13 protein-coding genes are annotated in these 14,441 nt (G+C 43.6%); 7 read left to right on the top strand and 6 right to left on the bottom strand.

The window, feature by feature from the left end; genetic code table 11:
• Position 1: 1 nt before the first annotated feature.
• Positions 2 to 1,354 (bottom strand): Do family serine endopeptidase, encoded by a 1,353-nt coding sequence (locus OS173_RS12215; protein ID WP_267184574.1) that lies wholly within the window; start codon positions 1,352 to 1,354, stop codon positions 2 to 4.
• A 109-nt stretch (positions 1,355 to 1,463) separates the two neighbouring features.
• Here OS173_RS12215 and pyrF point away from each other — a divergent pair, with 109 nt between their 5' ends.
• The 3 genes from pyrF to OS173_RS12200 all read left to right on the top strand — a co-directional run bounded on the left by pyrF (position 1,464) and on the right by OS173_RS12200 (position 6,677).
• Positions 1,464 to 2,273, top strand: coding sequence for an orotidine-5'-phosphate decarboxylase (pyrF, locus tag OS173_RS12210; protein ID WP_267184573.1), 810 nt, complete (start codon positions 1,464 to 1,466; stop codon positions 2,271 to 2,273).
• Between the two features lie 91 nt (positions 2,274 to 2,364).
• Complete coding sequence (locus tag OS173_RS12205) at positions 2,365 to 3,549, top strand: efflux RND transporter periplasmic adaptor subunit (RefSeq protein ID WP_267184572.1); 1,185 nt, start codon at positions 2,365 to 2,367, stop codon at positions 3,547 to 3,549.
• Positions 3,546 to 6,677 (top strand): efflux RND transporter permease subunit, encoded by a 3,132-nt coding sequence (locus OS173_RS12200; protein WP_267184571.1) that lies wholly within the window; start codon positions 3,546 to 3,548, stop codon positions 6,675 to 6,677. The genes OS173_RS12205 and OS173_RS12200 overlap by 4 nt, the downstream gene beginning before the upstream one ends.
• On the opposite strand, the gene rmuC is transcribed toward OS173_RS12200, so the two are convergent.
• A complete protein-coding gene (gene rmuC, locus OS173_RS12195) occupies positions 6,674 to 8,047 on the bottom strand; it encodes a DNA recombination protein RmuC (protein WP_267184570.1) in 1,374 nt (457 codons plus the stop codon). The two genes, OS173_RS12200 and rmuC, sit on opposite strands and share 4 nt — an antisense overlap.
• A gap of 45 nt (positions 8,048 to 8,092) precedes the next feature.
• Here rmuC and OS173_RS12190 point away from each other — a divergent pair, with 45 nt between their 5' ends.
• Positions 8,093 to 9,136 carry an SRPBCC family protein gene (locus OS173_RS12190; protein ID WP_267184569.1) on the top strand — a complete coding sequence of 348 codons (1,044 nt, stop codon included), beginning with the start codon at positions 8,093 to 8,095 and terminating at the stop codon, positions 9,134 to 9,136.
• Between the two features lie 45 nt (positions 9,137 to 9,181).
• Here the strand turns inward: OS173_RS12190 and OS173_RS12185 are convergent, their stop codons facing one another.
• Genes OS173_RS12185 through OS173_RS12175 form a run of 3 tightly spaced genes read right to left on the bottom strand, consistent with a single transcriptional unit; the run spans position 9,182 to position 11,123 of the window.
• Entirely contained in the window at positions 9,182 to 10,168 is a 987-nt protein-coding gene (locus OS173_RS12185) for an NAD(P)H-dependent glycerol-3-phosphate dehydrogenase (RefSeq protein ID WP_267184568.1), read from the bottom strand.
• Positions 10,168 to 10,653, bottom strand: coding sequence for a protein-export chaperone SecB (gene secB, locus OS173_RS12180; RefSeq protein ID WP_267184567.1), 486 nt, complete (start codon positions 10,651 to 10,653; stop codon positions 10,168 to 10,170). Before secB ends, OS173_RS12185 begins: the two co-directional genes overlap by 1 nt.
• 44 nt (positions 10,654 to 10,697) lie before the next feature.
• Positions 10,698 to 11,123, bottom strand: a complete 426-nt coding sequence (locus tag OS173_RS12175) for a rhodanese-like domain-containing protein (protein ID WP_267184566.1) — start codon at positions 11,121 to 11,123, stop codon at positions 10,698 to 10,700.
• Positions 11,124 to 11,328: 205 nt separating this feature from the next.
• On the opposite strand from OS173_RS12175, the gene OS173_RS12170 reads away from it, so the two are divergent.
• Positions 11,329 to 12,477: a murein hydrolase activator EnvC family protein gene (locus OS173_RS12170; RefSeq protein WP_267184565.1), complete on the top strand. Its 1,149-nt coding sequence runs from the start codon at positions 11,329 to 11,331 to the stop codon at positions 12,475 to 12,477.
• 14 nt (positions 12,478 to 12,491) lie between these two features.
• On the opposite strand, the gene OS173_RS12165 is transcribed toward OS173_RS12170, so the two are convergent.
• Complete coding sequence (locus OS173_RS12165) at positions 12,492 to 13,310, bottom strand: class I SAM-dependent methyltransferase (protein ID WP_267184564.1); 819 nt, start codon at positions 13,308 to 13,310, stop codon at positions 12,492 to 12,494.
• A 108-nt stretch (positions 13,311 to 13,418) separates the two neighbouring features.
• Here OS173_RS12165 and OS173_RS12160 point away from each other — a divergent pair, with 108 nt between their 5' ends.
• Complete coding sequence (locus OS173_RS12160) at positions 13,419 to 13,820, top strand: hypothetical protein (RefSeq protein WP_267184563.1); 402 nt, start codon at positions 13,419 to 13,421, stop codon at positions 13,818 to 13,820.
• Positions 13,821 to 13,836: 16 nt separating this feature from the next.
• Complete coding sequence (locus OS173_RS12155) at positions 13,837 to 14,238, top strand: hypothetical protein (RefSeq protein ID WP_267184562.1); 402 nt, start codon at positions 13,837 to 13,839, stop codon at positions 14,236 to 14,238.
• Positions 14,239 to 14,441 lie beyond the last annotated feature (203 nt).

The raw sequence follows: 14,441 nt of genomic DNA, 5'->3' as shown, positions 1-14,441 counted from the left end.
TTTACTCCAGTACCAATAAGTAGTTGCGGCCGTTGCGGTAGATATTTAACAATGGCGATGGATTGTTGTTCATTCTAACCGTCATCTGCTTTAAGGTGGCAATGTCTTGTTTATCCACTGCGGTAATTAAATCACCGGCACGTAAGCCCAATTCCCATGCCGATGTGTCACGGGTCACGGTATCCACCAATACCCCTTGGTATTGCTGGCGGTATTTCATCGGTAAATTACGCAATGTGGTGCCTTTTAGTAAGGGGTGCAGCTCATGACCGCTTAGCTCATTGCGATCATTGTCTGTGATTTCGGTGGCGGTTTTTAAGGTTTTATTGTCACGTAAATAATCAATTAGCACGGCACTGTTGAGCGGCAACAAACCTTCAAAGTTCTTAAACTGCTGTTGATTGTTAATTTTATCACCATTAAGTTTAATGATGATGTCGCCGGATTTGAGGCCGGCACGCATCGCCGGAGAATCAGGGTCCACATTGGTGATTATAACGCCGTGTTTTTGGGTGACGTCAAAAGCCCTGGCCAGTTGTTCTGTGATGTTCTGTACACTCAAACCCAAAGAACCACGTCGCACTTCACCATATTCAATGAGTTGATCCATCATTCGCTGAGCTAAGGTGGAAGGAATCGCAAAGCCAATACCGACATTGCCGCCTGACGGGGAAAAGATGGCGGTGTTAATACCCACCAACGCACCATTTAAATTAATCAAGGCACCACCTGAATTGCCGGGATTAATCGAGGCATCGGTTTGAATAAAGTTCTGATAGCCGAGCCCTTGTAAACTGGTTCGACCTAAGGCGCTAACAATACCCGAGGTCACCGTTTGTCCCAAACCAAACGGATTGCCCACCGCCACCACAAAATCTCCGACTTTTAATTGTCTGGAATCAGCCAACGATAAAGCGGTTAGATTGTCAGCCTCTATTTTAATCACCGCCACATCGGTGCCATCATCAGAACCAATTAATTCGGCGCTATAGGTGCGACCATCATGCAGCACCACGGAAATATCATCGGCACCTTTTACCACATGATGATTGGTCAAAATATAGCCCTGTTTAGCATCGACGATAACGCCTGAACCCAGAGACTGTGACACCCGCTCTTGCGGGGCACTGGGTAAACCATAAAACCAGCGGTAAAATTCATTTCGAGAGTTGCGCACGTATTGCACCGAACGGGTGTTAATATTAACCACTGCTGGCGTTACCTGCTCTAAAATAGGTGCCAGCGAAGGTACGGGCTGATTGCCAACGGCGGTGGGTAAAGTAGCCTGAGCGAGTCCATAAATTGACAAAAAAACGACAAGCAGACTGATAATGTATGGTTTTTTAGTTGTCATTGTAGTTATTTAATAGAGTGTACGTTAAAAGAGGTTTTTATCGCCGGAAAGTTCCCTTACAATCAATGCTTCGCACTAAAACAGTGACCTTATATCAGATAATTACATCATGTTTATTAGACAATTAGAACAAAGACAACAAAAAGCCAACAGCTTATTATGTGTTGGTTTAGATCCACAAGCGCTTAAAATAAGCTCGCTCAACATTAACCTCAGTGACTGGTTACAAGCCATTGTCGATGCCACTGCCAAACATGCCTGTGCTTTCAAGCCACAAATTGCACATTTTTCAGCGCTGGCCGCAGAGCAACAACTACATGACATAATCGAATACATTCATTTAAATTACCCTGACATTCCGGTGATTTTAGACAGTAAACGTGGCGACATCGGTAGCACTGCAGAGCGCTATGCAGAGGAAGCGTTTGTCAGGTATCAGGCAGATGCCTTAACGGTTAACCCCTATTTGGGTGGTGACACCATCGAACCTTATTGTCAATACACTGACAAAGGCGTGGTGGTTTTATGCAAAACCTCCAACCGTGAATCAGGACAGTTACAAGACTTGTTATTAGAGTCCGGCCAGCCACTTTATTTACATGTGGCACAACTGGCAGCAGGGCAATGGAACAAAAATAACAATGTACTGTTGGTGGTCGGAGCCACTTACCCCGAACAATTACAAGCCGTTCGTGAACAGGTGGGCAATATGCCTTTATTGATTCCCGGTATCGGCGCCCAAGGCGGAGATTTGGCCGCCACCTTAAAAGCCGGATTACGCAATGACGGTTTGGGATTAATTATATCGGCTTCCAGAAGTATTATTTATGCCGGTGACGGTGCTGATTTTTCTCAACAAGCAGGTGATGCCGGCCAACAATTAAAATCAGCCATCAACGAAATACGTGAATCATTGTGACCAATGCCCTATTTAAAACGGCACAAGGCCTGCATAAGATATCACAATCACCTCAAATTTAACCGGTTACAGACCATGTTAGGATTCTATAATGCGTGACAAAACAGCAACCTTTTTGCAAAAAGCCGGCCCTTTTCTTGTTATTGCACTGGTCGTCATCGGCTTCATATTAATTATGCGCTTATTTCGTGTCGAACCACAAACCCAGCCCCGTCAAGACATTGGCTTTCTGGTTGAAACAGCACAAGTCAAACCTGAGCCATTGACATTAAAAATACAATCTCAAGGTCTGTTAAAACCAAAACATGACATCAGTTTAGTGGCTGAGGTGAGTGGCCTGGTCACCGAGGTGAGTGACAGCTTTGTGGTTGGCGGGCAATTTAAACAAGGTGATGTTCTGTTACAAATTGAACCAGCAGATTACCAAGTGGCAGTCTCCAGAAGTGAAGCCAACTTAGCCAGTGCTCGCGCCAATTTAGATTTAGAAAAAGCCAAGGCTGAGCAAGCGCAAAAAGATTGGGAATCATTTGGTAAAAAAACCAAGCCCAGCGATTTATTATTGAATATTCCACAACTTAAGGGCGCACAAGCTGCCGTGGATGCCGCCAAAGCAGACTTACAAAAAGCCCTGAGAGACCTCAGTAAAACCACCATCAAAGCCCCTTTTGACGGCACTGTTCTCACCAAGCAAGTTGACATTGGCCAATTCGTGACGGTATCCGGTCAACTCGCACGATTAGCCGGTATTGAAACCGCTGAAATTAGACTGCCTTTAACCACCCGACACTTAAATCAATTACAACTATCCGATAACCATCATTTACCTCTGCCAGTGACATTACATGCAGTAGATGGCGCTGAAGTTGGAGAGGCCCAGCTGGTGCGATTGGAACCTCAAAAAGATGCGCAAACCATGGTCACCTACGGCATTGCCGAGGTAAAGAATCCCTTTGCTCTGGGTTTACGGTTTAACACCTTTGTCAGTGCCGACATCATTGGCCCAAGTTATCCTCAGGTTTATCCGGTACCCGCTGAATGGTTATTACCGCAACAGCGCTTGCCACTTTATCGTGACGGGCACTTACATATTCAGCCGGTTTCAGTTATCTATCAGACCGATGAGTTTGATTACATCATCGAAGGCATCAATGAAAAAGATGACATCGTTATCACGCCGATTCAATTTCCTGAGCAAGGTATGACGCTTCGCCATGCTTCAATGACCAATAACACGGCGGATGATCAAGACAATCAAACAACGGCTAATCCCTCATGAGCAAACAATGGGATCGCGGCATCATATATTGGTTTGCTTCCAATCCGGTGGCGGCCAATTTAATGATGGTTTGTATATTGGTTGTTGGTTTTGCCATTGCCTTCAATTTAAAAAAGGAAATGTTTCCAACCACCACCATCAACCAAGTGTCCATCAATATGGTGTATCCCGGTGCCGCGCCGGATGAAGTTGAAAAAGGCCTATGCATTAAATTAGAAGATGCCATTTCAGGCTTAGAAGGCATTGATAAAATCACTTGTGTGGCCAATGAAGGCATGGCGCGCACCTATGTAGAAGTTGACTCTGCTTATGATGTTAAGCAGGTCATGGCGGAAATTAAAAACCGTGTTGATGGTGTTAATTCCTTTCCCGAGCAAGCTGAAAAACCCATTATCAGTGAGGTTTTGGCACAGCAACCGGTGATGTTTGTGTCCTTACATGGTTTAGTACCGGAAAGTGAATTACTGGAAATAAGCCAACACATTCGCAACGAACTGGTGGACTTGCCGGATGTTTCGTTGGCAGAATTAATCGGCTACCGTCCCTATGAAATTGGTATTGAAGTGACAGAAATGACACTGCGTGAATATCAATTGACCTTTGATGAAATAGCCGGCGCTTTACAGCGGGCATCATTAGACTTACCCGGTGGTGCCATTAAAACCGAACGTGGCGATGTACTTTTAAGAACTGTTGGTCAATCTTATACCGGTAAACAATATGCAGACACCGTTATCCGCACCAACCCGGACGGCTCACGTTTACGACTGGGCGATATTGCCATCATTAAAGATGCTTTCGTAGAAGATCGTGTGCTGGGCACCTTTGATGGTCAGCCCGCCATCAGCATCCAAGTGAACTCTGTAGAAACAGAATCTGTATTAGATATTTCTGATCAAGTGCATCAATTTGTCGATAACATACGACCACAACTGCCGGCAAATATCGATATTGATGCTTGGCTGGATACATCTTTCTATGTACGTGGCAGACTCGACATGATGCAACGAAATATGGTTCAGGGCGCCATATTGGTGATTATTATTTTAACTTTGTTTATGCGTTTGCGGGTGGCCTTTTGGGTGATGTTGGGCTTACCTGTGGCCTTTTTGGGTGCATTTTTGTTAATGCCTTATTTGGGCGTAACCATGAATATGTTGAGTATGTTTGGCTTAATATTGGTATTGGGCATTGTGGTGGATGATGCCATTGTTATTGGCGAAAGCGCCTACGCAGAAATCCAGGATCATGGTCACTCTCTAAAAAATGTGGTCATCGGTGCGCAAAGGGTGGCGGTGCCGGCAACATTTGGGGTACTTACCACTGTGGCGGCATTTGCGCCAATGTTGTTTGTTGGCACATTATTCGGCTCTTTTTTTGAGGCTGTCGGCTGGGTGGTAATTCTGTGTCTGCTGTTTTCACTGGTGGAATCAAAATTAATCCTTCCGGCACATTTAGCACACATGAATGCGCAACAAAATAACCCCAATCCGGGACCTTTATTGCGGTTACAACGAAAAATTGACAGGGGTTTACAAAGCTTTATCAGTAAACGCTATCAACCCACCATTGAAAAGGCAGTCAATCGACCCGGTTTGACCTTAACAATATTTGCCGCCATTTTTATTCTCAGTATCAGCTTGATTAACAACGGCTTGGTACGCTTTGTTATGTTACCGGATTTTGCCTCAGACATCGTTCAGGCAGAATTCGCCATGGCACAAGGCACACCCCAATCCCGCAGTATTGAAGTTTTGACTGAAGTGCAAGACGCATTGATTAAATTAGACCGTGAAATCAGTGAAGAATATGGCCTGGAAAGTGGCGCTGTTTTTAAACACAGATTGGCTTTTTTAAATTCTCAAACCTCAGGGCGGGTCATTGTCGAGCTGCTCAAAGATGAAGAGGCCTATATCGACAGCAAAACAGTCATGCGTCGCTGGCAGGAGAATATTGGAGAAATAGTGGGTGCCACCTATGTGGGCACAGTGGCCTTAGCCGGTCCCGGACAAGGTCCTGACATCAGCCTTAAGTTAGTTGGCCCTGATGTTGATAACTTACAAAAAGCCGCTGACATGGTTGCCGATAAACTCAAATCCTTTGAGGGTGTTTATGATGTCCGCAATTCCTTGGAAGCCGGCAAAGATGAGGTACAACTTAAGATTAAACCCTTGGGTAGAAATTTAGGCCTGACTCAATACGACATCGGCCATCAGGTTCGTCAAGCCTTTTACGGCGATGAAGTACAGCGTATCCAGCGTGGTAATGACGAAATCAGGGTGATGTTACGCTACGATCGCGCTGCCAGAGAATCCATGCAGTCGTTGCAAGAACTGCGCATTCGCACTCCACAAGGCGATCAAGTGCCATTAAATACGGTTGCCGATATTCAAATTGGCAAAGCCCCCAATAGCATCGAACGGGTTAACCGAAAACGAGCCGCACGAATTACCGCTCAAGTGGATAAAGCCGTTGCCAACCCGCAAGCCATCGCTGCCAAAATTCAACCAGCCAATCCCGGTGATCCAATCGTTGCTGAATTTCCCGCCATTAAATCTGACTTAGACGGCATCAGCAAAGAAATGGCGGAATTAGCCGTCAACTTTGTCTGGGGCATTGCTATGGCTTTGTTACTCATTTATGTGTTGATGGCGGTACCGCTGAAATCTTATGGTCAGCCCTTAATTATTATGTCCGCCATCCCGTTTGGCGTGACCGGCGCCATCATAGGTCATTGGATGTTGGGTCTGACATTTTCCATGATGTCCTTATTCGGTATCATTGCATTGTTCGGGGTGGTGGTAAACGATTCCCTGGTGATGGTGGATTACATCAATAATCGCCGCAGCGAAGGACAAACTTTAGTCGAAGCAGTCCGTTATTCAGGCAGTCGCCGCTTTCGCGCCATTATGCTGACTTCATTGACCACTTTCTTTGGTTTAATGCCGATTATGTTTGAACAGTCTTTACAGGCGAAAGTCATCGTGCCCATGGCGGTATCATTGGCGTTTGGCATTATGTTTGCCACGGTTATTACTTTAATATTGATTCCGTCGTTGTATGTACTACTGGAACGCATTAAATTACGTTTTTCAACGCAAAAACCCCAACCAATTGAACAAGATTAATCCTCTAACTTAGGTAAAGCTTTACTGTGTCTTGCGCCCAGTTCGCTGAGCTGATGTGCTTGTCTGATTAAGTTACCATGACCATCTGACAATTTATTATCAGCTTTTGCCCAAGCAGATTGCGCCTGGTCTAAGCGATCTTTAATGTCTTTAAAGTCATCTAAAAGACCAGTAAACTTATCTATCAATAAACCGGCACGATTAGCTATTTCTTGGGCATTTTTATTTTGCTTTTCAAATTGCCACAGACGCATAACTGTTCGCAATGTCACCAACAGACCTGATGCCGATAACGGAATAACATTCTTATTATAAGCCTGTTCTAACAGGCCCGGATCATGTTGCAGCGCTGTCATTAATGCGCCTTCTACCGGCACAAACATCACCACGAAACCTAAGGTATTCAAGTCCTCAATATCGGCATAATTCTTATCGGCTAATTGCTTGATGTGATTTTTAAGACTACTGACGTGTTGCTGCAGCTCACTGGCGTGGGTGGTATCATCTGTGGCATTAACCATGCGCTCATAAGCTGTCAGCGAAACTTTGGCATCAATCACCAGTTGCTTATCATCGGGAAGATGAATTAAGACATCCGGCCGAAACCGCTGACCGTTTTGGTTAAAACTACGCTCAGTTTCAAACTCGCGTCCAAGTACCAAACCCGCAGTTTCTAATATCCGTTTTAGCACCAATTCGCCCCAACTACCCTGCACTTTACTCTGTGCGGTCAGTGCCTTGGTTAAGTTTTCTGCTTGTTCTGATAACAGAGTATTTAATTTTTGAATGTTTTTAATCTCAGTCTTTAAACTGGCTTGCTGTTCTGTTTGGCGGCTGGCTGTGGTGTTAATCAGATTCTGAAACTCAGTTAACTGCAGCTTCAGAGGATTAACCAAATTAGACAAAGATTCCTGATTTAAACGGGTGAATTTCTGCCCCTTTTCATCGAGAATTTTTTGCCCGATATGACTAAATTGGTTGGCTAATTGCTGGCCTGAATTTTTGATAAATTCAGCTTGCTCACGGACTTTGTTTTGCTGCTCTTCTAAGCGCGCTTTATAGCCGGCCATTTGATTTTTTAAATCATAATATTGGCGTTCAAACTGTTCACCTTCAATCACAGATTTTTGCATTTGCTTTAAACGCTCACCGAGCTCAGCTTGTTGGCGGTTTAATTGGAGGTGGTTGTCAATAAGCTCTTTATTTTCTTGCTGAGCATTGATCAATTGTTGTTCAATAAATCGATTATCTTGCTGCTGTTTACGGTGATTTAGGTACCACACAAATAAGGATGCTGTTAATCCCATCAGAAAAGCTAAAACCATGCTTAGAACAGGATTTTCAAGGGTAAAATTTATCAGGCTTTGCATGCGCTTATGCTATCATTACACCCATAAAAAACAAAGGATATTCCAATGCGGGTTTTTAAATATTTATTTTTTGCTTTATTATTTTTAATTATCGGATTTTACGCTTACGGCCTGTTTCTCTTAAAAGATGAGGTTACAGTCAGTCGCGAAACCACCATCGATCGACCTGTCAAAGTGGTCTATAAAACCGTTAATTCCATGCATAACTTCAACCAGTGGTCACCTTGGCCGAAAATGGATCCTGATGCCGAATTCACTTTCCAAGGACCCGAAACAGGGGTTGGTTCACAAATGACCTGGTCCGGGAATCAATCCATCGGCAGTGGCGTACAAACCATCGTTGAAACCGTTGAAAACAAACTTGTTAAAACCAAAACGGTTTTCAAATCCAAGGACAATGCGGTGTCACACACCACCTATCGACTGACTCCAATCGATGAAGATACCACAAAAGTTGAATGGATTTATGAGACTGATTTTGACGGTGACATTTTAGGTCGCTATGTCGGCAGCATGTTGGATGGCATGTTAGGACCGCAATACGAGCAAGGGTTACAAAAGCTGAAAGAAGTGGTTGAGTCACAACCTGAATATGATTTTTCAGCTGTCAGTGAAGACACCACCGCTAATCAAAACATCTTATTTATTCCCATAGAAGTCAACAGCCAAAGTGAAATTAGTGGTCAATTAAGTTCTGCTTTTAATCAGATTATGATGTTTATGGAACGCAACCAATTAGAGGCAGCCACCTCACCAATGGCCATTTATCAGCAAGTGGGGGCTGATGTCGAAGGTGGATTTGGTTCTTGGAGAATTGATGCTGCCATCGGTGTCAATGTCAACGGCCTGTCCGGCGTCACGGGCGAATTACAATTAGGTCAATTAGCTGGTGGCCAAGTGGTTAAGTATGAACAACTAGGGTCTTATTCACAGGCAGAAAAGTCGTATGAAGTTATTGATGCCTATTTACAAGAGCATGGATTAGTGGCTACCGGAGCGCCTTGGGAAGTTTATATCAATGACCCTTCACAAGTCAGTGAAGCTGAATTGGTAACCCATATCTACCAACCGGTTAAGACAGTACAATAATAAACTGAATGAATTCAGGAATTTATCAAAGACCGGAAATTAAAGTTAAAATTCCGGTCTGAGGTCACGTCCCATTAGCGCCGAGAGCGCTTCTTCGGTGGTCATTTCACCATGCACCACTTTCCATACATGTTCAGTAATGGGCATCTCCACCTGATGACGACGAGCCAGACGCATCACTTCATCGGTGGTGCCAATACCTTCCACCACTTGGCCAATGTTTTGTTTAGCTTGAGCAATGGTTTTGCCTTGCCCCAAAGCCAAGCCCATACGCCGATTTCGCGATAAATCACCAGTCGATGTCAGTACCAAATCGCCTAAACCTGACAAACCCATCAAGGTTTCGCTGCGAACACCCAACACTTGTCCAAGTCGCATCATTTCCGCCATGCCGCGGGTAATTAATGCCGCTCGGGTGTTATCACCTAATTGCATACCATCAGCAATGCCGGTGGCCAGCGCCAATACATTCTTAACCGCGCCGCCCAACTCAGCACCAATAATATCGGTGGACATGTAAACCCGAAAAGTTTCGCTGTGAAGCGCGTTGGCTACTTTTTCGGCAAACTCAGGGTGTTTTGACGCTACAGCCACTAATGTGGGTTTACCGGCTGCCACATCTTTGGCAAAAGATGGGCCGGTGATTAAAGCCGTGGGCACCTGATCGCCTAAAATTTCTGCGGCCACTTGGTGCAAGAACCGACCGGTACCCGGCTCAAAACCTTTACTGGCCCAAGCCACGGGGCGACCATTGAGCAACGGCTTAATTAAGCACAGTATTTCACCAAATGCATGGGAAGGACAAACCACCAACACCGCCTCGCAGCTGTTGATGGCTTGTTGCAAATCCTGTTCAACCGTTAAATTGGCCGGAAACGGGTAATCAGGTAAATAAAACTGATTACACCCGGATTGCTTCATGGCAGCCATTTTTTCTGCGTCACGGCCCCACAATACAGTGGGATTATTTTGCGCCAACTGTATGGCTAAGGCCGTCCCCCAGGAACCGGCACCAAGTACCGCAAAACGCATTATTGTTTGGTTTCTGAAGCGGCTTGTTGTTGTGCTTGTTGCATTTGTTGTTGATACATTTGTTCAAAATTAACCGGCTGTAACAACAAAGGCTGGAAACCACCGGCAGTAATCAAATCACTCACCTGTTGGCGCACATAGGGGAATAATACATTGGGACAATAGATACCTAAGGTCTGGTGTAGTGCTTGCTCTTCAAAATTCTCCATGGAGAAAATGCCCGCTTGTGCCACTTCAGCTAAGTACGCATTTTTTTCATTCACTTCACAAGTTACGGTGGCCGTTAAAGTCACTTCATAAGTATTACCATCCAATTTATCGACCTTTTGATTCAAGTTCAATTTAATATTTGGCTGACCTTGCTCCTGGAACACCTGGGGTGCATTCGGCGCCTCAAATGACACGTCTTTGATATAAATTTTTTGAAAAGCCATTTTTGGGCCGTTATTTTCTGCATTAGCAGCTTGTTTATTTTCTTCAGTCATATAAATAGTTCCTGTTGAGTGAATAGATATTTAAAAAAATCTTGTTACGCCTTATTTAATGGCAATTTGTCATTGACCCATGCATTGATGCCGCCTTTCAGGTTAAAAATCTGTTCAAATCCTTGTTTTTCAAGTTGTTGGCAGGCCTTCATAGACGATCGACCACTGCGGCAATAAACCACCACCGGTCTTTTTTTGCCTTTTGACAATTTCTTTGCGGCTTGATCAATTTCAGCCATTGGAATATTGTGGGCATTAACAATATGCCCGGCAGCAAAATCCTCTGCCGAACGGGTGTCAACCAACAAGGCGTTTTGTTGATTAACCAATCGTGTTAACTGATCTGAGTTAATGTTTTTCAATTGACTACTTTGCTCTTTCAGTACAGTCCAAAAAAACAAAAAAGCGACAATCAAAAAAGCCATCACTAAAAAAGGGTGATTGCCGGTAAATTCAGCTAATTGAGACATCAGTTAACACCTGAAAATTGAAAACAGTCAATATAAGGGATGACCCACAAAAATCAAGTGTTAATGCTGTTATTATTAACTCAAATGCACAAATGAATTTCATCAATTGATTATTAAATAGCGCGATTTACGGCTCATTTGTGGGCAAATCAGATGATCCAAACTATAATTGTTAATTATAACCCTTTTGTTTATCTGCTTTAACATGCCAACTCGTTTTTTCATAACCATTGTATTGTGTGCTTTATATCTACCGGCTTTGATCGCACAAACACCGGATGAAACCGCCATTAATGCGCAGCTTGAGGGCATTAAATCACGTTTAGGGGAATTAACATCTGCCCTTAACTCTGCCCGAGGAGAAGAAGCCAAATTATTGACTGAATTAGAACGTCAGGATCAGTTAATCAATGCCCAAGGCAAACTCATTCGTAACACCGAAAACAACATTGCAGTCACAGAACAACAAATGGCCGCTTTAGGCCAACAGATTACCGGCTTAAAAGACAGCATAGCCAGTCAAAAACAACAAATGGCAGAACTATTGCGATTACATATTTATATCAGCCATGATCGCTTTCTCAAAACAATCTTGCTCAGTCAAGATAATCGCTCAGCAGACATTACCCAACATCAAATTAAATTTCTCCAGCATCGACTGTATGGTTTAATCGAGAACATTGCACAACAAATAGGTCAATTATCACAAATTCAACGTCAGACTGAAGTTAAAAACCAACAATTGAAATCGCAACAAAACGAGTTACAGATGGCGCAAGACGAACTGATGGCGCAAAAGCAACAGCGCGCTCAGGTGTTGAGCAATTTACGCACCACCATTGCCGAATACCAAAGTGAAAGCGAGTCGCTCAATCAAGACCGAGAAAGGCTCAACCAGCTATTGAGTGAAATCAGTCAATTACTCGATGATTTACCTGATGATTTAGGACAAAACGCCCAATTTTCTTCACTTAAAGGGCGATTGGTCAAACCATTAGGTGGTGACATCATTCGTCGTTTTGGCAGTTTGCGGGCTGGACACAGTCGCTGGGACGGTATTGTTGTGTCGGGCCAATCGGGTCAAGTCATAAAAGCCAGCGCTTACGGTCGGGTGGCTTTCGCCGATTGGCTGCGCGGTTATGGGCTATTGGTGGTTATTGATCATGGTGATGACTACATGAGTTTATATGGTCACAACCAATCTCTTTTGGTGGAAGTGGGTGACTGGGTACAATCGGGTCAAGACATCGCCACCGCCGGGCAATCCGGCAACATCAGCCAAAGTGGGGTTTATTTCGAAATTCGAAAGCAGGCTAAACCTGAAAACCCCGAACCTTGGCTAAAATCATCTTAATCCGATTACTTATCTTAGGCTTCGGGCTTAATGAATTTTAACGTAAAGCGATCAGATTCACCGATACTTTTATAAGCATCTTCATCTGCGCCTTCAGGAACCCGCAAAGACGGCAGCAAATTCCATACACCATCGGGGTGATCAGCCGTATCCTTTGGATTGGCATTGATTTCACTGATATCCACTAATTTAAAACCGGCCGCTTCAATGCGTTGAATGGCATAGCCTTGATTAACATAACCTTTTTTTGCCCTGGGATCAATATCAGCTTTGCCATCAGCGCGATGTTCAACCACCCCAAAAACACCCCCCGGCTTTAACATACCGTAAACATCACTGAGCACGGCATCCAATTTTTCAGCACCTAACCAGTTATGTAAGCTACGGAAAGTTAACACCGCATCTGCTTGGCCATTATGCACCGATAAATCAGTTACACCGGGGTTAAAGTTAATGGTTTGAACTTTACTGTAGATCGGATTTTCCGCCATTTTTTTATCAAAAGACTGACGTGATTTTTGATAATATTCAACACCTGAATCGGCATCAAAATGGGCGGCGATTAATTGCCCTTCTGCAGCCAAATATGGGGCTAATATTTCTGTGTACCAACCACCTCCAGGCCACAATTCAACCACAGTCATATCAGGTCGCACACCGAAGAACTCTAACGTTTGTTGCGGATGTCGAAACGTATTACGGGCAATGTTTTTGTCCGAACGGTGTTCACCGTTAATAATCCGTTCTAAGTCCGACGATGTTGATTGTGCACTCAAGACAACCGATGTCATAAGTAAGGTAAAAAAAACAGCTGATTTTGTGTAATGCTTCATAAATTCCTCTCCAAAGATGGTTTCGTCTCAATTAACTTGACGATTCAGTTTAAATTCAGTGTACAACAGTATTATAGATTAACCACTAAAAATATTACGAGGTTAACCATGAAAAAAATAGTGATTGCAGTTATCGCTTTAACTTTACCCTTTTCTTTGCTGGCATTTAATTTTGCCAAACCAAGCGAACCTTCGGGTAAACTCATTTTCAGTGAACCCGGTCCTCATATGTCTTTTTATCCGGTGCAATTAACGGCAGTCAATGGTCAAAATGTTCCCACGCGCGCCCATGCGGTTTGGTTAAAGCCGGGTGAGTATGAATTAACACTGGCCCCCCAACTTGACGGCCATGCTAAAAAACACATGAGTCTAAAAGAACGAAGAAACGCCGATCAACAATTGGAAGTTATCTCTTTTAAAGTTGTTGAAGGTAAATCTTATTATTTAACGTACGATGCGCGGGCCGAAGATTCTCTTGATTGGAAGCCCATTGCTTATAGAATTGAATGATCATTCGAGGTGAATTATGAAAAAAATTACATTAATATTATTAGCTTTATCACTACCCTTTGCAGTCTTGGCTTTTGATTTTGCGAAACCCAGTGAGCCATCAGGCAAAGTGGTGCTCAGTGACTACAGTGAAGCCAGCCAGTTGTATCAAGTTAAATTGGTTGAAGTCAATGGTGAAAATGTACCGGTTCGCGCCCATGCTGTCTGGTTAAAACCGGGTCAATATGAATTAACCCTGTCAGCTCAAATCGGTAAAATGGCAAAAAGCAATCTCAGTATTAGAGATCGCAAAGGTTTAGATGACCGAGAAAATAAGTTGACCTTAACTGTTGAGGCAGGCAAAACCTATTATTTGGCTTATGATGCGCGCCCTAAAGAGCATGATGACTGGAAGCCGATTGTTTATAAAGTTGAATAATCAATCATATAGCACAAAAAAAGCGGCTTAATCAGCCGCTTCAGACTAATGACAAACCCCTGTTTTTTTTCAGGGGTTTGTTGCTTTTAGGCTTTTTTATTAATAATTGGCTGTTAGTAACCTGAACTTTTAACCGATACTTAAGTAGGCTTAAAAGTTTTTGATATGGCAGTTATTGTTGTTTAAATTTACTTTTTGAGGCT

Source organism: Marinicella gelatinilytica, assembly GCF_026410405.1.
GTDB classification, from domain to species: domain Bacteria; phylum Pseudomonadota; class Gammaproteobacteria; order Xanthomonadales; family Marinicellaceae; genus Marinicella; species Marinicella gelatinilytica.
The sequence above is the reverse complement of the archived record's forward strand: the minus strand, read 5'-3'. Positions and strand labels throughout refer to the sequence as shown.